Source organism: Micromonospora sp. CNZ309, from assembly GCF_002846525.1.
Map to the genome: position 1 here is coordinate 472,501 of NZ_PJNG01000001.1, position 24,598 is coordinate 497,098.

The 24,598-nt window shown below is 74.5% G+C and carries 19 protein-coding genes, 2 rRNA genes and 1 pseudogene (1 of these 22 cut by a window edge); 19 read left to right on the forward strand and 3 right to left on the reverse strand.

The features are described from left to right. Together CLT72_RS02155 and rrf are read left to right on the forward strand one after the other, a co-directional pair. Positions 1-1,317: ribosomal RNA gene (locus tag CLT72_RS02155) — 23S ribosomal RNA — on the forward strand; it begins 1,793 nt to the left of the window's first position. 87 nt (positions 1,318-1,404) lie between these two features. Next, positions 1,405-1,521, forward strand: a 5S ribosomal RNA gene (gene rrf, locus CLT72_RS02160). Between the two features lie 91 nt (positions 1,522-1,612). Here the strand turns inward: rrf and CLT72_RS32100 are convergent. After that, a complete protein-coding gene (locus CLT72_RS32100) occupies positions 1,613-3,412 on the reverse strand; it encodes a hypothetical protein (protein ID WP_199184821.1) in 1,800 nt (599 codons plus the stop codon). On the opposite strand from CLT72_RS32100, the pseudogene CLT72_RS02170 reads away from it, so the two are divergent. Continuing rightward, positions 3,314-4,010 (forward strand): annotated as a pseudogene (locus CLT72_RS02170) (tetratricopeptide repeat protein); the annotation flags it as partial. The gene CLT72_RS32100 and the pseudogene CLT72_RS02170 sit on opposite strands and share 99 nt — an antisense overlap. Positions 4,011-4,473: 463 nt before the next feature. Then, entirely contained in the window at positions 4,474-5,490 is a 1,017-nt protein-coding gene (locus CLT72_RS02180; protein WP_101409282.1) for an HAD-IIA family hydrolase, read from the forward strand. Between the two features lie 33 nt (positions 5,491-5,523). Here the strand turns inward: CLT72_RS02180 and CLT72_RS02185 are convergent, their stop codons facing one another. Then, positions 5,524-5,862, reverse strand: coding sequence for an SCP2 sterol-binding domain-containing protein (locus tag CLT72_RS02185; RefSeq protein ID WP_089003556.1), 339 nt, complete (start codon positions 5,860-5,862; stop codon positions 5,524-5,526). A 115-nt stretch (positions 5,863-5,977) separates the two neighbouring features. Here CLT72_RS02185 and CLT72_RS02190 point away from each other — a divergent pair, with 115 nt between their 5' ends. From CLT72_RS02190 to CLT72_RS02250, 13 genes are all read left to right on the forward strand, one after another. Next, entirely contained in the window at positions 5,978-6,580 is a 603-nt protein-coding gene (locus tag CLT72_RS02190; RefSeq protein WP_101409283.1) for a phasin family protein, read from the forward strand. 28 nt (positions 6,581-6,608) lie between these two features. Further along, positions 6,609-6,896 (forward strand): hypothetical protein, encoded by a 288-nt coding sequence (locus CLT72_RS02195; protein WP_101409284.1) that lies wholly within the window; start codon positions 6,609-6,611, stop codon positions 6,894-6,896. A gap of 21 nt (positions 6,897-6,917) precedes the next feature. Further along, positions 6,918-7,778, forward strand: coding sequence for a TlyA family RNA methyltransferase (locus tag CLT72_RS02200; RefSeq protein WP_101409285.1), 861 nt, complete (start codon positions 6,918-6,920; stop codon positions 7,776-7,778). A 67-nt stretch (positions 7,779-7,845) separates the two neighbouring features. After that, entirely contained in the window at positions 7,846-8,730 is an 885-nt protein-coding gene (locus CLT72_RS02205; RefSeq protein WP_089000908.1) for an NAD kinase, read from the forward strand. Between the two features lie 214 nt (positions 8,731-8,944). Then, on the forward strand, positions 8,945-10,702 hold the full coding sequence (gene recN, locus CLT72_RS02210; protein ID WP_101409286.1) for a DNA repair protein RecN: 1,758 nt from the start codon (positions 8,945-8,947) through the stop codon (positions 10,700-10,702). A gap of 119 nt (positions 10,703-10,821) precedes the next feature. Beyond that, on the forward strand, positions 10,822-12,000 hold the full coding sequence (gene steA / locus CLT72_RS02215) for a putative cytokinetic ring protein SteA (RefSeq protein ID WP_101409287.1): 1,179 nt from the start codon (positions 10,822-10,824) through the stop codon (positions 11,998-12,000). Between the two features lie 27 nt (positions 12,001-12,027). After that, positions 12,028-12,969 carry a copper transporter gene (locus tag CLT72_RS02220; RefSeq protein ID WP_101409288.1) on the forward strand — a complete coding sequence of 314 codons (942 nt, stop codon included), beginning with the start codon at positions 12,028-12,030 and terminating at the stop codon, positions 12,967-12,969. A gap of 61 nt (positions 12,970-13,030) precedes the next feature. Further along, positions 13,031-13,897, forward strand: a complete 867-nt coding sequence (locus CLT72_RS02225; RefSeq protein ID WP_101409289.1) for a hypothetical protein — start codon at positions 13,031-13,033, stop codon at positions 13,895-13,897. A 1-nt stretch (position 13,898) separates the two neighbouring features. Then, a complete protein-coding gene (gene murJ / locus CLT72_RS02230) occupies positions 13,899-15,602 on the forward strand; it encodes a murein biosynthesis integral membrane protein MurJ (RefSeq protein WP_101409290.1) in 1,704 nt (567 codons plus the stop codon). 55 nt (positions 15,603-15,657) lie between these two features. Then, a complete protein-coding gene (locus CLT72_RS02235) occupies positions 15,658-16,818 on the forward strand; it encodes a glycosyltransferase family 4 protein (protein ID WP_101414887.1) in 1,161 nt (386 codons plus the stop codon). Next, positions 16,818-19,190 carry a hypothetical protein gene (locus CLT72_RS02240; protein ID WP_101409291.1) on the forward strand — a complete coding sequence of 791 codons (2,373 nt, stop codon included), beginning with the start codon at positions 16,818-16,820 and terminating at the stop codon, positions 19,188-19,190. Before CLT72_RS02235 ends, CLT72_RS02240 begins: the two co-directional genes overlap by 1 nt. A gap of 150 nt (positions 19,191-19,340) precedes the next feature. Beyond that, the gene (gene pyrG, locus CLT72_RS02245; RefSeq protein ID WP_101409292.1) at positions 19,341-21,107 is read left to right on the forward strand and encodes a CTP synthase; all 1,767 of its coding nucleotides are present in this window, start codon (positions 19,341-19,343) and stop codon (positions 21,105-21,107) included. Beyond that, positions 21,104-21,742, forward strand: a complete 639-nt coding sequence (locus CLT72_RS02250) for an NUDIX hydrolase (RefSeq protein WP_101409293.1) — start codon at positions 21,104-21,106, stop codon at positions 21,740-21,742. The genes pyrG and CLT72_RS02250 overlap by 4 nt, the downstream gene beginning before the upstream one ends. 68 nt (positions 21,743-21,810) lie before the next feature. On the opposite strand, the gene CLT72_RS02255 is transcribed toward CLT72_RS02250, so the two are convergent. Next, the gene (locus CLT72_RS02255) at positions 21,811-22,218 is read right to left on the reverse strand and encodes a TM2 domain-containing protein (RefSeq protein WP_374208845.1); all 408 of its coding nucleotides are present in this window, start codon (positions 22,216-22,218) and stop codon (positions 21,811-21,813) included. Positions 22,219-22,378: 160 nt separating this feature from the next. Here CLT72_RS02255 and ald point away from each other — a divergent pair, with 160 nt between their 5' ends. Both ald and CLT72_RS02265 read left to right on the forward strand, forming a co-directional pair. Then, complete coding sequence (gene ald, locus CLT72_RS02260) at positions 22,379-23,494, forward strand: alanine dehydrogenase (RefSeq protein WP_101409295.1); 1,116 nt, start codon at positions 22,379-22,381, stop codon at positions 23,492-23,494. An 11-nt stretch (positions 23,495-23,505) separates the two neighbouring features. Then, positions 23,506-24,498: a site-specific tyrosine recombinase XerD gene (locus CLT72_RS02265; RefSeq protein WP_101414888.1), complete on the forward strand. Its 993-nt coding sequence runs from the start codon at positions 23,506-23,508 to the stop codon at positions 24,496-24,498. Positions 24,499-24,598: the final 100 nt, after the last annotated feature.

A 24,598-nucleotide genomic window follows, 5' to 3' on the forward strand; every position in this document is an offset into this window, starting at 1 on the left:
GTTCTTAGCGGCCCGTACCCCAAACCGACACAGGTGGTCAGGTAGAGAATACCGAGGCGATCGGGCGAACTGTGGTTAAGGAACTCGGCAAATTGCCCCCGTAACTTAGGGAGAAGGGGGGCCGGAGACGTGAAGCCCCGCGCGGGTGGAGCGTTGTATGGCCGCAGAGAGCAGGGGGAAGCGACTGTTTACTAAAAACACAGGTCCATGCGAAGAAGTAATTCGATGTATATGGACTGACGCCTGCCCGGTGCTGGAACGTTAAGGGGACCTGTTAGCTCTTCGGGGCGAAGCGGAGAACTTAAGCGCCAGTAAACGGCGGTGGTAACTATAACCATCCTAAGGTAGCGAAATTCCTTGTCGGGTAAGTTCCGACCTGCACGAATGGCGTAACGACTTCCCCACTGTCTCAACCACAGGCCCGGCGAAATTGCATTACGAGTAAAGATGCTCGTTACGCGCGGCAGGACGGAAAGACCCCGGGACCTTTACTATAGCTTGACATTGGTATCTGAGTTAGCTTGTGTAGGATAGGTGGGAGCCGGTGAAGTCCATACGCCAGTATGGGTGGAGGCAATCTTGAAATACCACTCTGGTTGATTTGGGTATCTAACTTCGGACCGTTATCCGGTTCAGGGACAGTGTCTGGTGGGTAGTTTAACTGGGGCGGTTGCCTCCTAAAGGGTAACGGAGGCGCCCAAAGGTTCCCTCAGCCTGGTTGGCAATCAGGTGTTGAGTGCAAGTACACAAGGGAGCTTGACTGTGAGACTGACAGGTCGAGCAGGGACGAAAGTCGGGACTAGTGATCCGGCACTTGCGAGTGGAAGCGGTGTCGCTCAACGGATAAAAGGTACCCCGGGGATAACAGGCTGATCTTCCCCAAGAGTCCATATCGACGGGATGGTTTGGCACCTCGATGTCGGCTCGTCGCATCCTGGGGCTGTAGCAGGTCCCAAGGGTTGGGCTGTTCGCCCATTAAAGCGGTACGCGAGCTGGGTTTAGAACGTCGTGAGACAGTTCGGTCCCTATCCGCCGTGCGCGTAGGATACTTGAGAAGGGCTGTCCCTAGTACGAGAGGACCGGGACGGACGAACCTCTGGTGTGCCAGTTGTCCCGCCAGGGGCACGGCTGGTTAGCTACGTTCGGAAGGGATAACCGCTGAAAGCATCTAAGCGGGAAGCTCGCTTCAAGATGAGGTATCCCACCCCACTTTGTGGGGGTAAGGCCCCCAGCTAGACGACTGGGTTGATAGGCCGGAAATGTAAGCCCGGTAACGGGTTCAGTTGACCGGTACTAATAGGCCGAGGACTTGACTACTAAGCTGCTACGCGTCCACTGTGCAACTCTCGATAAACGAACAACAGACCACGCGGTGTGTGGTGTTGTTTGATATGTCGATAGAGTTACGGCGGTCATGGCGGAGGGGAAACGCCCGGTTACATTCCGAACCCGGAAGCTAAGCCCTCCAGCGCCGATGGTACTGCACTCGGGAGGGTGTGGGAGAGTAGGACACCGCCGGACAACTTTTCCAGTCGAGGGCCGCCCCATCCGGGTCGGCCCTCGACTGCGTAGCGTCGTGGGTGACGCAATGAGGAAGGATGTACCTGTGAGTTCAGGACCGCAGGGCGGAGATCGTCCCCGTCGCTACGAAGACCGTTCGGGTGGGCGCGAGGGAGCGCCGCGCCGCGACGACCGGCCCCCGTACCGGGAGGACCGGGGCGGCCAGCGCGGCGGGTACGCCGGCGGCAACCGTCGTGACGGCGACTCCCGTGGTGGCGATCGTCGCGAGGGCGGCTTCCGGTCCGGTCCGCGTGACGGCGACTCCCGTGGTGGTGGCGCCCCTCGTCGCGACGCCGGCGACCGCCAGGGCGGTTTCCGTGGTGGTGACCGCGAAGGTTTCCGTGGCGGTGACCGCCGCGAAGGTGGCTTCCGCCGTGAGGGTGACGAGCGCTCCGGCGGTTTCCGTGGTGGTGACCGTCGTGAGGGCGGTGACCGTCCGGGTGGTTTCCGTGGTGGGGATCGCGATGGCGGTTTCCGTGGCGGTGACCGTCGCGATGGTGGCTTCCGTGGCGGTGACCGTCGTGAGGGCGGCGATCGTCCGGGTGGTTTCCGTGGTGGGGATCGCGATGGTGGCTTCCGCGGTGGCGAGCGTCGTGAGGGTGGCTTCCGTGGCGGAGATCGCGATGGTGGCTTCCGGTCGGGTCCGCCGCGTGAGGGTGGGGACCGTCGTGAGGGCGGTGACCGTCCGGGTGGTTTCCGTGGTGGGGATCGCGATGGCGGTTTCCGCGGTGGTGACCGTCGTGAGGGTGGCTTCCGGTCGGGTCCGCCGCGTGAGGGTGGTTTCCGTGGTGGGGACCGTCGTGAGGGTGGCGATCGTCCGGGTGGTTTCCGTGGTGGGGACCGTCGTGAGGGTGGCGATCGTCCGGGTGGTTTCCGTGGTGGGGACCGCGATGGTGGCTTCCGCGGTGGCGAGCGCCGTGAGGGCGGTGACCGTCCGGGTGGTTTCCGTGGTGGGGATCGCGATGGCGGTTTCCGCGGTGGTGACCGTCGTGAGGGTGGCTTCCGGTCGGGTCCGCCGCGTGAGGGTGGCGATCGTCCGGGTGGTTTCCGTGGTGGGGATCGCGATGGTGGCTTCCGTGGCGGTGACCGTCGTGAGGGCGGTGACCGTCCGGGCGGCTTCCGGTCGGGTCCGCCGCGTGAGGGCGGTTTCCGTGGTGGGGATCGCGATGGTGGCTTCCGTGGCGGCGATCGTCGTGAGGGCGGCTACCGCGGTGGAGACCGCGACGGTGAGCGTCGTGAGGGCGGTGACCGTCCGGGTGGTTTCCGTGGTGGGGATCGCGATGGCGGCTTCCGCGGTGGCGAGCGTCGTGAGGGTGGCTTCCGGTCGGGTCCGCCGCGTGAGGGTGGCTTCCGTGGTGGTGACCGTCGTGAGGGCGGCGACCGTCCGAGCGGCTTCCGCGGTGGGGACCGTGAGAGCGGCTTCCGCGGTGGCGAGCGTCGTGAGGGTGGCTTCCGTGGTGGCGACCGTGATGGTGGTTTCCGTGGTGGTGACCGTCCGGGCGGCTACCGGGGCGGCGACAGGCAGGGCGGCTACCGGGGCGGTGACCGCGAAGGTGGCTACCGGGGCGGCGATCGCCAGGGTGACCGTCGCGAGGGCGGCTTCCGCAGTGGCGACCGTGAGGGTGGCTTCCGTGGTGGCGACCGTCGCGACGAGCGCCGGGAGCGTCCGGAGGCGGAGGGGGAGCGTACGGCGGCCCCCGCGCTGCCCGACGAGATCGTCGCGACCGACCTCGACAAGGACGTCCGGGCCGAGCTGCTCTCGCTGGCGAAGCCGGTCGCCGAGACGGTCGCCCGGCACCTCGTGGCGACGGGCCAGTTGATCGACGAGGACCCTGCCGAGGCGCTGGCGCACGCGCTGGCAGCCCGTCGGCTGGCGTCCCGGATCGCCGCCGTGCGTGAGGCGGTCGGCCTGGCCGCGTACCACGCGGGGGAGTGGCAGACCGCGATCGCGGAGCTGCGCACGTACCACCGGATGAGCGGGTTGCAGAGCCACCTGGCGGTGCTCGCGGACTGCGAGCGGGCGCTGGGCCGGCCGGAGCGGGCGATCGACCTGTTCCGTGGCGCGGACCGGGAGAAGCTGGACCAGGCCGTGGCGACCGAGCTGCTGATCGTGGCGGCCGGGGCGCGTGGTGACCTGGGTCAGAAGGACGCCGCCGTGGCCATGCTCCAGGTTCCCGAGCTGACGAGCGAGACGGCTGAGCCGTGGACGGCGCGCCTGCGGTACGCGTACGCCGACGCCCTGCTCGCGGTCGGTCGTCGCGAGGAGGCCCGCGAGTGGTTCTCCCGGGCCGCCGACGTCGACGCCGAGGGCGAGACCGACGCCGCCGAGCGGCTGCTGGAACTCGACGGCGTGGTGATCGAGGGCGACGAGGAGGACGAGGAGCCCGCCGAGGAGGTCGCCGCCGGCCCCGGTGCCCCGGGTGCGGTGCCGGCCCGACCGGACGCCGACCTCACCGGTGACGCGGAGCCGACGGACGACGACCGCGACGACGACGAGGACGACGACGACCGCGACGACGACCGCGACGACGACGAGGACGACGACGACCGCGACGACGACGACCGCGACGACGACGACCGCGACGACGACGACCGCGACGACGACGAGGACGACGACGACCGCGACGACGACGACCGCGACGACGACGAGGACGACGACGACCGCGACGACGACCGCGACGACGACGAGGACGACGACGACCGCGACGACGACGACGACCGCGACGACGACGACCGCGACGACGAGCAGGACGAGGCCGCTGTCGCGGCGGTGCCGGCGGACGACCTGTCCGACGACCAGTTGACCGACGACGAGGCGGGCTCCGTCGCCGCCGGGTCGACCGGCGACGACAGCGGTGCCCGCGCCGGTGGCGGCGAGGCCACCGACTCCGGCGGGTCGGACGCCGCGCAGCGATGACGACGGGTGCCGGGGAACGGCTGGTCGACGGGTACGCCCTGGTCGTCTTCGACCTGGATGGCGTGATCTACCTGATCGACCGGCCGGTCCCCGGCGCGGTCGAGGCGGTCGGCCGGCTGCACGCCGAGGGCCGGTCGGTGGCGTACGCGACCAACAACGCCTCGCGCCGCTCCAGCGAGGTGGCCGACCTGCTCACCGGGATGGGTGTGCCCGCCCGGCCCGAGGAGGTGCTCACCTCCGCGGCGGCGGCCGCCGAGCTGCTTCGTGACCGGCTGCCGGCCGGCGCCGCCGTGCTGGTCGTCGGGACCGAGGCGCTGCGGGCGGAGCTGCGCGCGGTGGGGCTCACCCCGGTGTCCCGGGCCGACGAGTCACCGCTCGCGGTGGTGCAGGGGTTCGGTCCGCAGGTCTGCTGGGCTGATCTGGCCGAGGCTTCGGTGGCCGTACGCGGCGGTGCGACCTGGGTCGCCACCAACGCCGACCCGACGCTGCCCAGCGGCCGGGGGCCACTGCCGGGCAACGGTTCCCTGGTCGCCGTGCTGCGTACGGCGCTCGGCCGGGACCCCGACGTGATCGTCGGCAAGCCCGAGCCGGCCCTGTTCACCATGGCGGCCCGCCGCGCCGGGCAGGGCCGGACGCTGCTGGTCGGCGACCGGCTGGACACCGACATCGAGGGCGCCCGGCGGGCCGGCCTGGACAGCCTGCTCGTGCTCACCGGCGTGAGTGACGCGGCCGAGCTGCTCGCCGCCCCGTCGCACCGCAGGCCGACGTACGTCTCGATGGACCTGGCGGGGCTCTTCGACCCGGCCGCCGTCGTGCGGGTCCCGGGCCCGGCGGACGCCGGCGGCTGGTCGGTGGCGCCGCGCGACGACACGCTGGAGCTGCGCGGGGCGGGCCGCCCGCTGGACGCCCTGGCGGCGCTCTGCGGGGCCGCCTGGTCGGGACGGGCGGCGCGGGTCCATCCCGGGTCGGCCGAGGCGGAGAAGGCGCTGGCCGAACTCGGTCTGGCCGACTGACCGTCCGTCGGCCGCTTCCGGTGCGGTGACCGGTCAGAGCAGCTTGCGCAGCTTCATCAGGTCGAGCGGGTTCGCCTTGATCGACACTCGTCGGGACGTGACCGCGCGGGTGATGTCGAGCTCGCCGCGGACCAGCGCGAGCAGGTCGTCGCTACCGGTGCTCAGCGCGATCTTGGCCTTCGGGTCGTCGCCGTCGGCCAGGTCGACCAGGCGACCGCCGGAGAGCCGGCCGTGGAAGGCGGTCTCCAGGTCGGTGACGCGGCAGGCCAGCGTCCGGTCGAAGTCGACCTTCTCCCGGACCGTCTCCGCGTTGCGGTCCAGCCGCGCCGCCAGATCCCGCAACGCCTGCCGGCATTCGTCCACGCTGGCCACGACCGCCCCCTCACCGCTCGCCACGCCGTCCCCGGCACCGTACCGCACGGGGCGTCGCGGGGTGCCCGGTAGCGTGGCACCTGCACACCCCCCCCGCCCCGGGAAGGAATCAGGCATGCAGGACGCGTGGCGCGCCTACCTCGAGCTGGCCATGGGCCTCACGGAGGCACCCCGGAAGAAGGCCCAGGACGCGGTTCGCCGGGTCGTCGGCTCGGGCGGGGCGACCGCCGCCCAGTTGCAGACCCTCGCCGAGGAGCTGGTCTCCACGGGCGCGGCCAACCGTGAGGCGCTGACCAAGCTGGTGCGCTTCGAGGTGGACCGGGCCCTCGGCGCGGTGGGGCTCGCCACCGCCGACGAGGTCGCCGAGCTGACCCGCCGGGTGCACGAGCTGGAGCGTCAGCTCCGCGACGCCAAGGCGACCCCCGGCGCCCCGACGCCGGTCCCCGCCGGCGTCACGGAGCCGGCGGGGACCGGGTCCGCCGCCGCGTCGTCGGCCGCCCCGGGGGCCGCCGAGCCGGCCGTACCCACCTCGGCGGGCCCCGCCCCGGTCGCCAGGCCGGCGGTGGCGAAGAAGGCGCTGGCCAAGAAGGCCGTGGCGAAGAAGGCGGTGGCCAAGCGGGCGCCGTCGGCCCTCGCCCCGACCGAGGGCGCCGCGGAGCCGGTCCGGCCGGCGAAGAAGGCACCGGCCCGCAAGCGGACGCCGGAGGACGAGGCGTGATGCGCCGGGCCACGGCCGGGGCCGGGTCGTGAGCGGCCCCTTCCGGCCCGGCCCGCCGCCCGGCGCCCGCCCCGGTCCGCCGGGTGCCGGGCCGGGCTCCTTCCGTCCCGGGCCGCCCGGCACCCGGCCGGGCCCGCGTCCCGGCCCGCCGCCGGAGCCCGTCGAGGACCTCGGCGACGACCGGCACCCCGCCGTGGACGCCGCCGTGCGGGCGATGGCCAACGCCGTGACGCTCGCCCCGGCCGACCAGATCGCGCAGTACGAGGCGGCGTACGAGACGCTGCGGGAAACCCTCGCCACCATCGACCAGGCCTGACCGACCGGAGAAGAAGCACGCATGGCACGTCGTAACCGGCTGGACGCCGAGCTCGTCCGCCGCGGCCTGGCCCGGTCCCGGGAACAGGCCGCGGCGCTGGTGGAGGCCGGCCGGGTCCAGCTGCGCGGCGTGCCGGCCCGCAAGCCCGCCGCGATGGTCGACCCCGCCGACGCGCTCCTGGTCACCGGCGAGGACCCCGGCTCGGAGTACGTCTCCCGGGGCGGGCACAAGCTGGCCGGTGCCCTGGCCGCGTTCGCGCCGGGCGGGCTGACGGTGGCCGGCCGGCGGTGCCTGGACGCGGGCGCCTCCACCGGCGGCTTCACGGACGTGCTGCTGCGCGCCGACGCGGCGGAGGTGGTCGCGGTCGACGTCGGCTACGGGCAGCTCGCCTGGCCGCTGCGCAACGACCCCCGCGTGCGGGTCTTCGAGCGCACCAACGTCCGTACGCTGACGCCAGAGGCCATCGACGGGCCGGTCGACCTCACGGTCGCCGACCTGTCGTTCATCTCGCTGCGGCTGGTGCTGCCGGCGCTGGCCGGCTGCACCCGGCCCGACGGCGACCTGGCGCTGATGGTCAAGCCGCAGTTCGAGGTCGGCAAGGAGCGGGTGGGCGCCGGCGGGGTGGTCCGGGACCCGCTGCTGCGGGCGGAGGCCGTGCTCGACGTGGCCGCCGCGGCGGCCCGGCTCGACCTGGGCCTGGCCGACGTGGCCGCGAGCCCGCTGCCGGGGCCGAGCGGCAACGTCGAGTTCTTCGTATGGTTACGCCGGGACGCACCGCCGGCCGACCCGGAGCGGGTGCGCGCGGTGGTGACCGCCGGGCCGGGCGGCCCGGTGCGCTCCGGCGACCGGCCGGACGCGGCGACGGAGGAGGTGGCCGGGTGAGTGAGCTGGCGAGCCCCGCGGGCGGGCCGCGCGGGCGCCGCGCGGGCGCGACGGGACGGCCGTCCCGGTGAGCCGCACGGCGCTGCTGGTGACGCACACCGGTCGCCGGCGCAGCACCGAGCACGCCCGCGCGGTGGCCGCCGACCTGATCTCGGCCGGCTTCGAGGTGCGGGTCGTGGCCGAGGAGGCCGACGACCTCGACCTGCCAGGGGTGGTCCCGGTGACCGGCCCCGAGGCGGCCGAGGGCGCCGAGATCGTCTTCGCGCTCGGCGGGGACGGCACCTTCCTGCGCGCGGCGGAGCTGGCCCGCCCGGCGAAGGTGCCGCTGATCGGCATCAACCTGGGCAAGGTCGGCTTCCTCGCCGAGGCCGAGATCGACGACCTGGACAGCGCGGTACGCGACGTCGTCGAGCGCAACTACACCGTCGACGAGCGGCTCACCCTCGACGTGACCGCCGAGTTCGACGGCGGCCCGACCATCGAGTCCTGGGCGCTCAACGAGATCAGCGTCGAGAAGGGCGAGCGCGCCCAGATGCTGGAGCTGCTCGTCGACGTCGACGGTCGCCCCCTGTCCCGGTACGGCTGCGACGGGGTGGTCTGCGCGACCCCCACCGGCTCGACGGCGTACGCGTTCTCCGGCGGCGGGCCGGTGGTCTGGCCGGAGGTGGAGGCCCTGCTGCTGGTGCCGATCAGCGCGCACGCGCTGTTCAGCCGCCCGCTGGTCACCGCGCCGACGTCCACGTTCGCCATCACCGTCGACCCGTTCACCACCCTCGCGGTGCTGTCCTGCGACGGCCGGCGGGTCTACGACCTGCCGCCGGGGGCGCGGGTCACGGTGCGCCGAGGCGCGTTGCCGGTGCGCGTCGTGCGGCTGCGGGACCGTCCGTTCACCGACCGGCTGGTGGCGAAGTTCGACCTGCCCGTGCAGGGCTGGCGCGGCAACCGACGCTGACCGGGGCCGGGCAGGCGCGGCAAGGCGGCCGGGGGATCGCCCTCGCCGCCGCCCGGACGGGTGCCGCCCCGACGCGCCCAGGCCGCCCGCGCGGGTCGGGTCGGTGCCACGTCGGCAGCCCTCGGGCGGCTGCGCGTGGTGTCGGCGGGCGGACGCACCGGCGTGCGCACGCCGGCTGGTCAAGTGTCGGGGGCCGCGTCTACTGTCGGTTGCTGTGCTGGAAGAGCTGCGCATCACCGGACTGGGCGTCATCGAGGACACCACGCTGCCGCTGACCGGCGGCATGAACGTCATCACCGGCGAGACCGGGGCGGGCAAGACCATGGTGGTCACCGGCCTCGGCCTGCTCTTCGGCGGGCGCGCCGACGCCGGCCGGGTGCGCGCCCAGCCGGGCCGGGCGGTGGTCGAGGGCCGGCTGCGGCTCGAGGGCCGCGTCGCCGCCACCGTGCACGCGCGGATCACCGACGCGGGCGGCGAGCCCGACGAGGACGGCTCGGTGCTGCTGAGCCGCACCGTCACCGTGGAGGGCCGCTCCCGGGCGCACCTGGGCGGGCGGAGCATGCCGGTGTCGATGCTCGGCGAGGTGGGCGAGCAGGCGGTGGCCGTGCACGGCCAGTCCGACCAGCTGCGGCTGCTGCGGCCGGCCGAGCAGCGCGCCGCGCTGGACCGCTTCGCCGGCCCGGAGCACGAGAAGCTGCTCGACGCGCTGCGCGAGGCGTACGCCCGCTGGCGCGCGGTGGTCGACGACCTGACCGACCGGCGGCGCAACGCCCGTGAGCGCAACCAGGAGGCCGACCTGCTGCGGCTGGGCCTCGACGAGATCACCCGCGTCGACCCGCAGCCGGGCGAGGACGACGAGCTGAAGGCGGAGGCGCAGCGGCTGGAGCACGCCGAGGGGCTGCGCACCGCGGCGCAGGTGGCCCACCAGTGCGTGGCCGGCGGCGTGGAGGCGGCCGACGAGACCCCGGACGCGGCGGCGCTGCTCGGCACCGCCCGCCGTACCCTCGAGGCGCAGGCCGGCACGGACCCGGCCCTGGGTGAGTTGGCGGCGCGGCTGGAGGAGGCGGCGACGCTCGTCACGGACGTCTCCGCCGAGCTGTCGGCCTACCTCGCGGCGCTCGACGCCGACCCGGCCCGGTTGCAGACCGTCTACGAGCGGCGGGCGGCGCTGCGCGCGCTCACCCGCAAGTACGCCGACGACGTCGACGGGGTGATCGCCTGGGCCGAGCACGCCCGCACCCGGCTGTCCGACCTGGACACCTCCGACGACCTGCTGGAGGAGCTGGACCGGGAGGCCTCCCGGCTGGCCGGCGAGGTGGCCGACCTGGCCGGCCGGGTGTCGACGTCGCGGCAGGAGGCGGCGACCCGTTTCGCCGAGCAGGTCACCGTCGAGCTGGCCGGGCTGGCCATGCCGCACGCGAGGATCGAGGTGGCGGTGCTGCCCCGCGCGGCCGGCCGCACCGAGCCGACCCTCGCGGTCAACGGCACCGAGGTCGGCGTCGGCCCGGACGGCGGCGACGAGGTCGAGCTGCGACTGCTGGCCCACCCGGGTGCGCCCTCGCTGCCGTTGCAGCGCGGCGCCTCCGGCGGCGAGCTGTCCCGGGTGATGCTCGCCATCGAGGTGGTCTTCGCCGGCTCGGGCGGGCCGCCCACGCTGGTCTTCGACGAGGTCGACGCCGGGGTCGGCGGCCAGGCCGCCGTGGAGATCGGCCGGCGGCTGGCCCGGCTGGCCCGCAGCCACCAGGTCCTCGTCGTCACCCACCTGCCGCAGGTGGCCGCCTTCGCCGACCGGCACCTGGTGGTGGCGAAGGACACGGGCGGGGCGGTGACCACGAGCGGGGTCCGGGTGGTGGAGGACACCGAGCGCGCCCGGGAGCTCGCCCGCATGCTCGCGGGTTTGCCCGACTCCGACCTGGGTATCGCGCACGCCGAGGAGCTTCTCGCCGTGGCGGCCCGCGAAAGGCGCCCGTGACGCCGGCGATTGTGAGCACAGGCACACCGGCCTGCGCGTTAGTGTGCTTCCCTGGGTAGGCAGCCCTGCTCAGGCATGTCGCGACAGATTTGCCTGCCTCACATGCCAGGATGGTCACGATGCGTCTACCCACGTTGCGCCGGACCCGGAACGCGGAACCGGGCAGGATCCTCGGCACCGCGCGCCTCGACCGCCGGACAAAACGCCTGGTCGGCCGGCTCCGCCCCGGCGACATCGCGGTCATCGACCACGTCGACCTCGACCGGGTCGCCGCCGACTCGCTCGTCGCCGTCGGTGTCGGCGCCGTGCTCAACGCGAAGCCGTCGGTCTCCGGCCGCTACCCCAACCTGGGGCCGGAGGTGCTCGTCGCCGCCGGCATTCCCCTCCTGGACGACCTGGGCGAGGGGGTCTTCGAGCGGATCCGCGAGGGCGACACCGTCCGGATCGAGGGCAACACCGTCTTCGTCGGCGACGAGCCGGTGGCGCACGGCAGCCTCCAGGACGCCGAGACGGTGGCCAAGTCGATGGCCGACGCCCGCGAGGGGCTCTCGGTGCAGCTGGAGGCGTTCGCCGCCAACACGATGGACTACCTGCGCCAGGAGCGCGACCTGCTCCTCGACGGCGTCGGCGTGCCCGACATCCAGACGGAGATGCAGGGGCGGCACTGCCTGATCGTGGTGCGCGGCTACGACTACAAGGCCGACCTGGACGTGCTGCGCCCCTACATCCGCGAGTTCAAGCCGGTCCTGATCGGTGTCGACGGCGGCGCCGACGCGCTGGTGGAGGCCGGCTACACGCCGGACATGATCATCGGCGACATGGACTCGGTCACCGACGACGTGCTGCGCTGCGGCGCCGAGGTGATCGTGCACGCCTACCCGGACGGCCGGGCGCCCGGCCTGGCCCGGGTCAACGGCCTCGGCGTCCCCGCGGTGACCTTCCCCGCGGCGGCGACGAGCGAGGACCTGGCCATGCTGCTGGCCGACGAGAAGGGCGCCTCGCTGCTGGTCGCCGTCGGCACCCACGCGACCCTTGTCGAGTTCCTCGACAAGGGTCGCGGCGGGATGGCCTCCACGTTCCTGACCCGGCTCAAGGTCGGCGGCAAGCTGGTCGACGCCAAGGGGGTGAGCCGGCTCTACCGGCAGAGCATCTCCGGGTCGTCGCTGCTGCTGCTGGTGCTTTCCGCGATCGCGGCGATGGCGTCGGCGGTGGCGGTCTCCACCGTCGGCAAGGCGTATTTGGGCGTGGTCTCCGAGTGGTGGAACAATTTCGTGTTCCAGCTCGAACAGCTTTTCTAGCGTCCCACCGATCAAGAGGCTGCAGGTGTGATCAATTTCCGGTACCACGTGGTGTCCCTGACCGCGGTCTTCCTCGCGTTGGCGATCGGTCTGGTGGTCGGCACCGCCGCCCTGAACGGCCCGGTGGCCGACTCGCTCAAGGAGAACGTCAACGCGCTGCGCAAGGACAACCAGCAGATGCGCCAGGCGGTCCAGAGCATGGAGAAGGAACTCGAGCTAGAGGAGGACTTCGCCGCCCAGATCGCGGAGGTCGTCCTGCCGGGCACGCTGACCGGCAAGCGGGTCGTGGTGGTCGGCCTGCCCACCGGGCGCGACCACACCGAGGGCGTGCTCAAGATGCTCCAGCTCGCCGGCGCCCAGGTGACCGGCCGCATCGACCTCCAGGACAAGTTCATCAACCCGGACAACAACAACAACCTGCTGGAGCTGGCGGTCACCGCCGCGCGCCCCACCAGCGCGCCGACGGCCGGGCTGCCGGGCAACGGGCACGGGGTGGAGACCTCGACGGCCCTGCTGGCCAGCGTCCTGCTCGACCGGGCGGCCGGCGCCACCCCCGTCACCGAGGCCGACCGGCGGGCGGTGCTCGCCGCCTACGTCAACGCCAACTACCTCACCACCGAGAAGCCGGTCACCGCGCCAGCGGAGGCCGTCGTCCTGGTCAGCGGGCAGCCGTACGTGGACAAGGACTCGGCGAAGAAGGACGAGTCGGTGCTGAAGGTCGCCGAGCAGTTCGACCAGGCCGGGACGCTCGTCGTGGGCGGCAACGGCTCGGCCGGCGGAAACCTGGTGGCCGCCGTGCGCAGCGACCCCGTGCTGGTGCAGACCATCTCCACCGTCGACAACGCCAACACCGTCCAGGGCCAGCTGGTCACCGCCCTCGCGCTGGTGCAGCAGGTCACCGAGAAGAAGGCCGGGCAGTACGGCGTCGGCGACAACGCGGCGTCCCTGCTGCCTAGACTGCCCCAGTGACGCGACGACGTACCCCGGTGTCCGGATCCGGCTTCGCCGACGCACGGCGGGAGGGAGAGGCGTGAGTCTGCTCGGTCGACTGCTGATCGCCGGGGCGGGCGCCGCCGCCGCCCGGTACGCGCTGCGCGAGGTGCGCACCTCGCCGGCCGGGCCCGCGCTGGAGCGCACCAACTTCCGTGGCCGCACGGTGAGCCTGGCGGCCGGCCCCGCGCTCGCCGCAGGCGCCGCCGCGGCGGGCGCGTTCGGCGCCGCCAGCGGCCCCTCGGGTGCCGCCGCCCTGGTCGCCGGGGTGGGTGCCGGGGCGGTCGGGCTCTACGACGACGTCGTCGGGGCGCGGCCCGAACAGAAGACGGCCAAGGGCTTCGCCGGGCACCTGGCCGCGCTGCGCGAGGGCCGGGTCACCGCGGGAATGGTCAAGGTCGTCGGGGTGGGGGCCGCCGGCCTCGGCGCCGCCGCGCTGCTCGCCGCCGACCCCCGGGTCGCCGGGCACCGGCGCCGCCAGCGGCAGGGCGCGCTGGGCCGGGGCGTCGACGTGCTGCTGGGCGCCGGTGTCGTCGCCGGCACCGCGAACCTGCTCAACCTGCTCGACCTGCGTCCCGGCCGGGCGCTGAAGTCCGGTCTCCTGCTCGGCGCCCCGCTGGCCGGGGGCCCGCACGGCGGGATCGCCGCCGGTGCCGTCGGCGCCACCGCCGGGCTGCTCCCCGCCGACCTCAACGAGGACGTGATGCTCGGCGACAGCGGCGCGAACGCGCTCGGCGCGGTGCTCGGCGTGGCGCTGGCCGCGCGTACCGGGCCGCTCGGGCGGGCCGGGCTGCTGGCCGTGCTCGCCGGCCTCACCGCGGCCAGCGAGAAGGTGAGCTTCACCCAGGTCATCCAGCGCACCCCGGGGCTGCGCGAACTCGACGCACTGGGTCGACGCGCCGACTGACGTGACGACCCCGGCACCCCTCGCCGGCGCCGGCCGCGTCGCCGGAGCAGCCGCGCTCATCGCCGTCCTCACCGTCCTCAGCCGGCTCGCCGGCTTCGGCCGTACCGCCGTCTTCACCTGGACGTTGGCGCCGACCGACCTCGGCGGCACGTACGTGGTGGCGAACGCGGTGCCGAACTTCATCTTCGAGATCGTCGCCGGCGGGGCGCTGGCGAGCCTGGTCGTACCGCTGCTCGCCGGGCCCGTCGCGGCGGGGGACCGGGCGGCGGTGGCCCGCACCACCGGCGCGCTGCTCACCTGGACGGTGAGCCTCCTGGTGCCCCTCGCCGTGCTGGTGGCGCTGCTCGCCGGGCCAGCGGTCGCGCTGCTCGGCGACGGACTGACCGTCGCCCAGCAGGCCAGCGGCGAGCGGATGTTGCGGGTCTTCGCCCCCCAACTGCCGCTGTACGGGGTCGGCATCGTGCTGACCGGGGTGCTCCAGGCGCACCGGCGGTTCGCCTGGCCGGTGGTGGCGCCGCTGCTGTCCAGCCTCACCGTCATCGTGGTCTACCTGGGCTTCACCGCCGCCGAAGGGCCGCTCGCCACGGTCGCCGGCGTGAGCCCGGGCGGGGAACTGCTGCTCTCCGCCGGCACCACGCTGGGCGTCGTCGTGCTCTCCCTGTCACTGTTGGTTCCCGTCCGCCGGCTGAGGCTGCGGGTTCGACCCGGGTTCGGCTTCCCGGCCGACGCCCGCGCCCGGGTGGGCGGGCTGGTGGCGGCCGGCGCGGTGGCCGTCACCGCCCAGCAGATCGCCCTGATGGTGAGCCTCAACCAGGTCACCTACGGGGCGGCGGCCAACCCGGGCGTCTACCAACTGGCCCAGACGTTGTACCTGCTGCCCTGGGCGGTGCTCGCGGTGCCGCTGGCGGTCGCCGCGTACCCGACGCTGGCGGCGGCCCGCGCGGCAGGCGACGAGGACGGCTACCGGGCGACCCTGGCGCCGGCCGTGCGTGGCGTGCTGCTGTTCAGCTGCCTGGGCGCCGCCGCGCTGGTCGGGACGGCCGGCCCCGTCGGCCACCTCTTCTTCGCGCCGGGCCCGGCGGCCTCGGCCGCTGCGGCGATCGCCGGGTTCGCTCCGGGCCTGCTCGGCTACGGGCTCTACGCGCTGCTGAGTCGGGCCCTCTACGCCCGGGGGGAGACCCGGGCTGCGACCGTCGCCATCGCCGCCGGCTTCCTGGCGGTACCCGCCACCGCCCTGCTGCTGGGCGCGGTGCTGCCGCTGCGGGACCGGGTGCTCGCGGTCGCCCTGGCCAACTCGGTCGGGATGGTGCTGCTCGGCGGGCTTCTCCTCGTCGCGGTGCGCCGCGCTGCCGGGCCTCTCGCGCTCGCCGGCGCGGCCCGTGCCGGCGCCGCCGGACTGCTCGCCGGCGCCCTGGCCGCGCTCGCCGGAACGGCCCTGGCGCGCTGGCTCGACGCGGTCGGCGGCGGCACCCCGACGACACCGGGCGCACTCGTGCAGGGCATGCTGTCCGGAGTCCTGGTCGGCGTCGTGTTCCTCGCCGTCGTCTGGCTGGTCGACCGGCGGGACGTGACGCCGCTGCTCGCCGGGGTGCTCCGGCGACTGGGCCGGGCGGGCCGGCGCGGGCCGGCGGCCCCTGCCGAAGGGACGGGCGAGGGCGACATCCCCCCGGAACGGGGTGGCGGGAAGGAGACGGTGTCCCGGTGAGCGGGTGCAGGACGGGTGACCGGCCGACGGCGACCGACGGGCGGGGGTGGTCGTGGTGACGACACCGGTTCCCGACTGGCACGGCACCGTGGCCCTGCTGCTCGCCTCCAGCACCGGCGGCGTCGGGCAGCACGTCCGCTCGCTGGCCCGGGGCCTGACCGCCGGGGGCGCCCGCGTGCTCGTCTGCGGGCCCGCCGCGACGCAGGAGCAGTTCGACTTCGCCGGCGCCGGCGCCCGCTTCCTGCCGGTGGAGATCCCGGCCAGCCCGACCCCGGCCGACGCCCGGGCGGTCGGCGCGCTGCGCCGGGCGCTCGCCGCCGAGGAGGTCGACGTCCTGCACGCCCACGGGCTGCGGGCCGGGCTCGTCGCCGTACTCGCCCGCCCGGCCGCCCCGCTCGTGGTGACCTGGCACAACGCGGTGCTCGCCGGTGGCCTGCGCGGCGGGGTGTCCCGTCTCGTCGAGCGGGTCGTGGCCCGGGGCGCCCGGGTGGCGCTCGGCGCCTCCGGGGACCTGGTCGAGCGGGCCGCCGCGCTGGGCGCGACGGACGCCCGGCTCGCCCCCGTCGCCGCGCCGGCACTGCCCGCGCCGCGTCGCCGCCGGGCCGCCGTCCGCGCCGAGTTCGGCGTCGTGGCGGAGCAGCCGCTGATCCTGTCCGTCGGCCGGCTGCACCCCCAGAAGCGGTACGACGTGCTCGTCGACGCCGCCGCGAGGTGGCGTACGCGGACACCGGCGCCGGTGGTGGTGATCGCCGGCAGCGGCCCCGCCTACCTGCCGCTGGCGGCCCGGATCTCCGCCGCCCGGGCCCCGGTGACCCTGCTCGGGCACCGCACCGACGTGGCCGACCTGCTCGCCGGGGCCGACCTGGCGGTGGTGACCAGCGACTGGGAGGCCCGTCAACTCTTCGCGCAGGAGGCGATGCGGGCCGGCGTACCGCTGGTGGCGACCGGCGTCGGCGGCTTGCCGGAGCTGGTCGGCGACGCCGCGGTGCTGGTGCCGCCGGGGGACGTGGACGCCGTCGACGCAGCCGTGTGCGATCTGCTCGACGACGAGGCCGCGCGGGCCGGGTTGGGGCGGCGCGGCGCCGAGCGGGCCGCCACCTGGCCCACCGAGGCCGACACCCTCGCCCAACTGGCGGCGCTCTACGCCGAACTGGCCCCGGACGGCGCCGGACCGGCGGCCCCGGGCGCCGACGCCCCGTCGACGGGACGCCGCTGATGCGCCGCAGAATCGCCCCGATCCTGCTGACCCTCGTGGTCGTGGCGTTGGGCATCACCGCGCTGACCGCCCGCCCCGACCGGGAGGCGCCGGGGCGCACCGCCGACTTCGTGGTGCTCGCCGGGGTGGCGGGACTGCGCTGGGAGGACGTCGACCCGCAGACCACGCCCACGCTGTGGCGGATGGCCCAGGACGGCTCGATCGGCTCCCTGTCGGTCCGCTCCGCGCACCGGCCGACCTGCCCCGTGGACGGCTGGCTGACGCTCGGCGCGGGCAGCTACGCCGCCTGGAACGGCAGCCGCCAGTCGGGGGGCTGCCCGCCGGCGCAGGTGACGGTCGAGCAGCCCGACGGCATCGGCGCGAACCTGCCCGACCAGGAGAGCGTCGTCCTGCACAACCAGGAGCGGCTGCCCTGGGGCACGGTGCCCGGCGCCCTGTCGGAGTCGGTGCGCTGCTCGGTGGCGGTCGGGCCCGGCGCGGCCGTCGCGGCGGCCCGGCCGTTCGGCCGCGTCGACCGGTACGCGCCGGCGCTGCCCGCCGACCCGGCGGGCCTGCTCGGCTCCTGCGTGCTGAGCATCGTCGACCTGGGCACGGTGGCCGGCGAGGACCCGGTGGCCCGGGCCACGGCCGCCCGCGCGGCCGACGCCCGCCTGGCCCGGGTGCTGGCCGCCCGGCCGCCCCGCTCGCTGGTGCTCGTCGCCGGGGTGTCCGACACCGAGGCGCCGTCGCGGCTGCACGTGGCCGTCGCCGACGGGCCGGGCTGGGAACGCGGGTGGCTCACCTCCGCCAGCACCGGCCGCGAGGGCTACCTGCAACTGGTCGACCTCGCGCCGACCGCGCTCACCGCGCTGGGCCGGCCGATGCCGGAGCGGCTCTTCCTCGGCCGGCCGGCCGAGTCGGTCGGCGGGCGACCGGCGGACCTCGCCGCCGCGATCGCGGCGCCCGCCGACGCCGACCGGGAGGCCGCCGCCCAGCGCCGGGTGGCGGACTGGTTCTTCACCCTGCTCGCCGGCGCCCAGGTGCTGCTGGCGCTGGCGGTGCTGCCGCTGCTGCGCCGGGCCCGCCGGCACGCCGGCCCGTACGGCCCGGAGCCCGTGTCGCCACGCGTGGTGGCGGTCGTGGAACTGCTGCTGATCGCGGCGGCCCTCGCCGTGCCGGCCGCCCTGCTCGCCGACGCCGTGCCCTGGTGGCGCGGTGACCACGCGGGCGTGTACTTCGCCGGGGTGACCGTGCTGCTGCTGGTCGCCGCGACGGCCGTGGTCCGGCTCGCGCCGGGGCACGCGAAGACCCTCGGGCCGCTCGGCGCGGTGGCCGGCCTGACCACGCTGACCGTCGGCATGGACGTGCTCACCGGCGCCCGCCTCCAGCTCAACGGCGTGGTCGGCTACTCGGCCCTGGAGGGTGGCCGGTACGCCGGGCTGGGCACCGTCGGGCTCGGCGTGTTCCTGGCCGGCGCCCTGCTCAGCGCGGGGTGGCTGGCCCAGCGGGTCCGCCGGTCGTGGCGGCCGCCCGTGATGGTGGCTGTCGGCGGGGCCGCCGTACTGGTCGTCGGCAGCCCGTACCTGGGGGCCGACCCGATCGGCGCGATCGCGCTGACCGCCGGGCTGAGCGTCGCCGCCGCGATCAGCGCCGGCGGATGGCTGACCATCAGCCGGCTGGCCTGGGCCACCATGGCCGGGCTGGCGTTGACCATCGGCTTCGCGGTGCTCGACCTGCGCCGACCCGCCGCCGAGCGGGGCAGCCTCGGCCGTTTCCTGGCCGCCGTCGGCGACGGCACCGGCGGGCTCACCGTGCACCGTTCCAGCACGGCGAACTTCGAGACGCTGGTCAACAGCCCGCTGACCGTACTGGCCCTGGCCGGTGCCCTGCTGGTCTGGTTCGCCCTGCTCCAGCCGTGGGGCGGGCTGATGCGGCTGTTCGGCATCTACCCGGCGATACGGGCGGCGATGGCCGGCACCGCCGTCGCCGCGGTGACCGGCGGGGTGCTGGGCGGCGACGCCCTGGACGTCGCCGGCGCGGCCGCGGCCGTGGTGGTGCCGATGGCGGCGCTGGCCGCGCTGCGGGTGCTCGACCACTCCACCGACCGCACGCTGCCCGACGCGGGCCGGCAGCGCGACGAGGGGCCCGGCGGGTCGGGCGGCGACACCGGCGGCGGACCGGACGGCGACGGCCCGGACCGCCCGAGCCCGACCGGCGCGGGGGCGGGCACCGCCCGCACCCCGGATCGGGGCGCGGCCCCGACCGCGGCCCCGACGCCCCCGGCCCCGCGGTCGCCGGGCCCGGACACCGGGGCGCAGGGGCCGACGGCCGGCGCCGCCGCCGGGGAGCGCGCGCCGGCCGGACGGTCATCGACCGAGGTCACCGCCTCCTGACCCGGATCGGGACGCGCCACGGCCCGCTGCGGGTGCGCCCGGCGGGCGGGCCGGGAGAGGTGTTACCGTGGAATCCCGTGGATCGCGTGATCACTTGGCTGATCGGCACGGCGGTCTGCACGACCGCGACGGACGACACGGGAGCAGGCCTTGGCCCCATCAGCACGGACGACCAGGCACATTTTCGTCACCGGGGGAGTCGCCTCCTCGCTGGGTAAGGGCCTCACCGCCTCCAGCCTCGGCAACCTGCTCACCGCGCGCGGCCTGCGCGTGGTCATGCAGAAGCTCGACCCCTACCTCAACGTCGACCCGGGGACGATGAACCCGTTCCAGCACGGCGAGGTCTTCGTCACCGAGGACGGCGCCGAGACCGACCTCGACGTCGGGCACTACGAGCGGTTCCTGGACCGGGCGCTGTCCGGCAAGGCGAACGTCACCACCGGCCAGATCTACTCCGAGGTGATCGCCAAGGAGCGGCGCGGCGAGTACCTGGGCGACACCGTCCAGGTCATCCCGCACATCACCAACGAGATCAAGTCGCGGATCCTGGCCATGGCCGACCCCGACGACGACGGCCAGGTGCCGGACGTGGTGATCACCGAGGTCGGCGGCACCGTCGGCGACATCGAGTCGCTGCCGTTCCTGGAGGCGATCCGCCAGGTCCGCCACGACCTGGGCCGGGACAACTGCTTCTACCTGCACGTCTCCCTGGTGCCCTACCTGGCGCCGTCGGGCGAGCTGAAGACGAAGCCGACCCAGCACTCGGTGGCCCAGCTGCGCAGCATCGGCATCCAGCCCGACGCGCTGGTGCTGCGCTGCGACCGGGAGATTCCCGACAAGGTCAAGCAGAAGCTGTCGCTCTACTGCGACGTCGACCGCGAGGCCGTCACCGCCGCCCCGGACGCGCCGAGCATCTACGACATCCCCAAGGTGCTGCACCGCGAGGGTCTCGACGCGTACGTGGTGCGCCGGCTCGGCCTCTCCTTCCGCGACGTCGACTGGGCCAGCTGGGACGACCTGCTGGACCGGGTGCACCAGCCCCGGCACACCGTCACCGTCGCCGTGGTCGGCAAGTACGTCGACCTGCCCGACGCGTACCTGTCGGTCAGCGAGGCGATCCGGGCCGCCGGCTTCGGCCACCGGGCCCGGGTGCAGCTGCGCTGGGTGCCCAGCGACGAGTGCGTCACCCCGTCCGGCGCCGCGGCCGCCCTGGCCGGTGTGGACGGCATCGTCATCCCGGGCGGCTTCGGCGTACGCGGCATCGAGGGCAAGATCGGCACCGCCCGCTACGCCCGGGAGAACGGCATCCCGCTGCTCGGCCTCTGCCTCGGTCTGCAGTGCATGACCATCGAGGTGGCCCGGCACCTGGCGGGCCTGGAGGGCGCCAACTCGCTGGAGTTCGACGAGGAGGCGGCGCACCCGGTCATCGCCACGATGGCCGACCAGGAGGACATCGTCGCCGGCAGGGGCGACCTGGGCGGCACCATGCGGCTGGGCGCGTACCCGGCGGCGCTCGCCGAGGGCTCGCTCGTCGCGGAGGCGTACGGCAGCACCGAGGTCAGCGAGCGGCACCGGCACCGCTACGAGGTGAACAACGCCTACCGCGACGCGCTGACCAAGGCCGGCCTGCACGTCTCCGGCACCTCGCCCGACGGGCGGCTCGTCGAGTTCATCGAGCTGGACCGGAGCCTGCACCCGTTCTTCGTCGCCACCCAGGCGCACCCGGAGCTTAAGAGCCGGCCGACCCGCCCGCACCCGCTGTTCGCCTCCTTCGTCAAGGCGGCGGTGGCCTACTCGGAGGCCGACCAGCTCCCGGTCGACCTCGACGCGGCCGAGAGCGCGACGAACCCGGACGCGGCGGCGACCAACGCCGCCCGCAACGGGGGCGCCGCCGCGAAGGCGACGTCGGCCTCGTGAGCGGGCGCACCGTCGGGTCCGACGGCGACCCGAGCGCCGTCGGGCACCGCTACGAGGTGCGCTCGCGCACCGAGCGCTACCGGGGCCGGATCTTCGACGTGGTCAGCGAGGAGGTGGCCATGCCCGGCGGCGGGACGGGCGTGCGCGACTTCGTCCGGCACGTCGGCGCGGTCGCCGTGGTGGCGCTCGACGCGGCCGGTCAGGTGGTGCTGATCCGCCAGTACCGGCACCCGGTCGGGCGGCACCTGTGGGAGCTGCCCGCCGGGCTGACCGACGTCTCCGGCGAGGACCTGGCCGCCGCCGCGGTCCGGGAGCTGGCCGAGGAGGTGGACCTGACCGCCGGGCGGATCGACGTCCTCGTGGACCTGCACAGCTCGCCGGGCTTCACCAACGAGCTGGTCCGGGTCTTCCTGGCCCGGGACCTGGCCGACGTGCCGGCGCCGCAGCGGCACGAGCGCCGCGACGAGGAGGCCGACCTCCAGGTCGTCCGCGTCGACCTGGACGAGGCCGTCGGCATGGTCCTCGCGGGCGAGATCACCAACGCCTCCTGCGTGGCCGGGCTGCTCGCCGCCGCCCGGGCCCGCGACACCGGCTGGTCGGCGCTGCGCCGGGCCGACGCGCCCCTGCCGGGCTGAGCCGGGGGCGGAGAACGTGAAGGGGCCGTGCGGTACGCCGCACGGCCCCTTTCGTCGTTCCGGGTCGGTCAGTCGCGCAGCGGCCGGCCCTGCCCGTCGACGCCACCGTTGATCAGGATCAGGATGCCGTCGACGAGGCCCCAGAGACTGCCGAGGCCGCACGTCACCAGCGTCACGATGAGCTGGATGACGCCGGTCTTGGTGTCGCCCATGTAGAACCGGCCGACGCCGAAGCCGCCGAGCACGATCTGCAGGACGCCCGCGACGACCTTGCTCTTGTCGGAGACACCCGACGGGTACCCGGGCTGGTTGGGGTAGCCGGGCTGGTAAGGAGGTGTGGTCATGAGGCGACACCCTAGTGATCCACTGGTCTCCTGTCCGCAGCGGCACCCGAAGAGTGGGACGATAATGGATGAACACTGTCCTGACGGCTGAGGTGCGGGTCCCACCGCCGGCCGCGTGCACGCCTGACACATCGTCAGCGTGTGCCGGCACCGGATGTCACTGTGCTGCCTCGGCGGCGGCGCCGACGCGCCTAGACTGCCGCCGGCGGGACCGGTGGACCGCGGCGGCAAAGGGGCCGCCGCGGCACCGCGCAGTCGGGGGAGCGCAGCCCCGAAGAGAGGTGTCTGCATCGTGAAGGTCGGAATCCCCCGCGAGGTCAAGAACCACGAGTACCGCGTGGCGATCACGCCGGCGGGCGTGAACGAGTTCGTCCGCAGCGGCCACCAGGTCTTCGTCGAGTCCGGCGCCGGCGTCGGCTCCAGCATCGGCGACGACGAGTTCGCCGCCGCCGGGGCCAAGATCCTGGCCACCGCCGACGAGGTGTGGGAGACCGCCGAGCTGGTGCTCAAGGTCAAGGAGCCCATCGCCGAGGAGTACCACCGGATGCGCGAGGGGCAGGTGCTCTTCACCTACCTGCACCTGGCCGCCTCGAAGGCGTGCACCGACGCGCTCGTCGACCGCAAGGTCACCGGCATCGCGTACGAGACCGTCGAGCTGCCCGACCGGTCGCTGCCGCTGCTCGCCCCGATGTCCGAGGTGGCCGGCCGGCTCGCCCCGCAGGTGGGCGCCTACCACCTGCAGCGGCAGGGCGGCGGGCGCGGCATCCTGATGGGCGGCGTCTCCGGCGTCTACGCAGCGAAGACCGTGGTCATCGGCGCCGGCGTCTCCGGCATGAACGCCGCCGCGATCGCGCTGGGCCTCCAGGCCGAGGTGCTGCTGCTGGACAAGAACGTCGCGCGGCTGCGCCAGGCCGACGCCATCTACCGGGGCCACCTCCAGACGGTGGCCTCCAACGCGTACGAGATCGAGCGGGCCGTGCTGGACGCGGACCTGGTCATCGGCGCGGTGCTGGTGCCCGGCGCGAAGGCCCCGACCCTCATCTCCAACGAGCTGGTCTCCCGGATGAAGCCGGGCAGCGTGCTGGTCGACATCTCCATCGACCAGGGCGGCTGCTTCGAGGACTCGCGTCCCACCACGCACGCCGAGCCGACCTACCAGGTGCACGACTCGATCTTCTACTGCGTGGCGAACATGCCGGGCGCGGTGCCGCACACCAGCACCTATGCGCTGACCAACGTCACCCTGCCGTACGCCCTGGAGCTGGCCAACCACGGCTGGCGCGAGGCGCTGCGCCGCGACCCGGCGCTGGCGCTGGGCCTGAACACCCACGACGGCCAGGTCACCTACGGCCCGGTCGCCGAGGCGCACGGCATGCCGAGCCTCGCGTTGGCCGACGCGCTGGCCTGAGGGGTGGCGGACTGACCGGCACAGCGGACGGGGCCGGCGCGGACGTGCAGCCAGCGCCGGCCCTGCGCCGTGCCGTGCGCGGCTACCTCGACCACCTCACCGTCGAGCGGGGACTGTCGGCGAACACCCTCTCGTCGTACCGGCGCGACCTGGAGCGCTACCTGGGCACCCTGGCGGCGGCCGGCGTGCCGGACCTGGCCGCCGTCGGCGCGGGGCAGGTCGAGGCCCACCTGGCCCGGCTGCGCGCCGGCGACGACGAGCACCCACCCCTCGCGGTCTCCTCCGCCGCGCGGGCCGCCAGCGCCGTGCGGGGACTGCACCGGTTCGCGCTGCGCGAGGGGCTGGCCGGCGCCGACCCGAGCCGGGACGTCCGCCCGCCCACGCCGCCGCGCCGGCTGCCCCGCGCGCTGCCGGTCGACGCCGTGGTGCGGCTGCTGGAGACCGCCGGCCCGGTGACCGCCGCCGGGGACGGTGCGCCGCTCGCGCTGCGCGACCGGGCCCTGCTGGAGTTCCTGTACGGCACCGGGGCGCGGATCTCCGAGGCGGTCGGCGCCGCCGTGGACGACCTGGACGTCGACGAGGGCACCGTGCTGCTGCGCGGCAAGGGCGGCCGCACCCGGCTCGTCCCGATCGGCGGGTACGCGGTCGAGGCGGTGCGCGCCTGGCTGGTGCGGGCCCGGCCCGCTCTGGCCGCCGCGGGCCGGGGCACCCCGGCGGTCTTCCTCAACGCCCGCGGTGGCGCGCTGACCCGGCAGGGCGCCTGGACCATCCTGCGCCGCGCCGCCGAGCGGGCCGGGCTGCCGGTGGACGGCGCGGAGGCGGTCTCCCCGCACACCCTGCGCCACTCCTACGCCACCCATCTGCTCGACGGTGGCGCGGACGTGCGGGTGGTGCAGGAACTGCTCGGTCACGCCTCGGTCACCACCACCCAGGTCTACACCCTGGTCACCGTCGAGCGGCTGCGCGAGGTGTACGCCACCGCCCACCCTCGGGCGCGGGGTTGACCCCGCCCGGCCCCGGCCCTGGCGCGGGACCGACCGCCGGGCGGCCCGCCAGGGGTGGCCGCCGCCGGCCGGCACGGGTGGCGCGACGGTGTACGGGGCG

Coding starts and splice junctions, on each gene's coding strand:
- CLT72_RS02180 (WP_101409282.1), top strand. CDS start 4,474: ATGACGACGGGTGCCGGGGAACGGCTGGTCGACGGGTACGCCCTGGTC.
- CLT72_RS02190 (WP_101409283.1), top strand. CDS start 5,978: ATGCAGGACGCGTGGCGCGCCTACCTCGAGCTGGCCATGGGCCTCACG.
- CLT72_RS02200 (WP_101409285.1), top strand. CDS start 6,918: ATGGCACGTCGTAACCGGCTGGACGCCGAGCTCGTCCGCCGCGGCCTG.
- steA (WP_101409287.1), top strand. CDS start 10,822: ATGCGTCTACCCACGTTGCGCCGGACCCGGAACGCGGAACCGGGCAGG.
- CLT72_RS02240 (WP_101409291.1), top strand. CDS start 16,818: ATGCGCCGCAGAATCGCCCCGATCCTGCTGACCCTCGTGGTCGTGGCG.
- CLT72_RS02255 (WP_374208845.1), bottom strand. CDS start 22,218: ATGTGTCAGGCGTGCACGCGGCCGGCGGTGGGACCCGCACCTCAGCCG.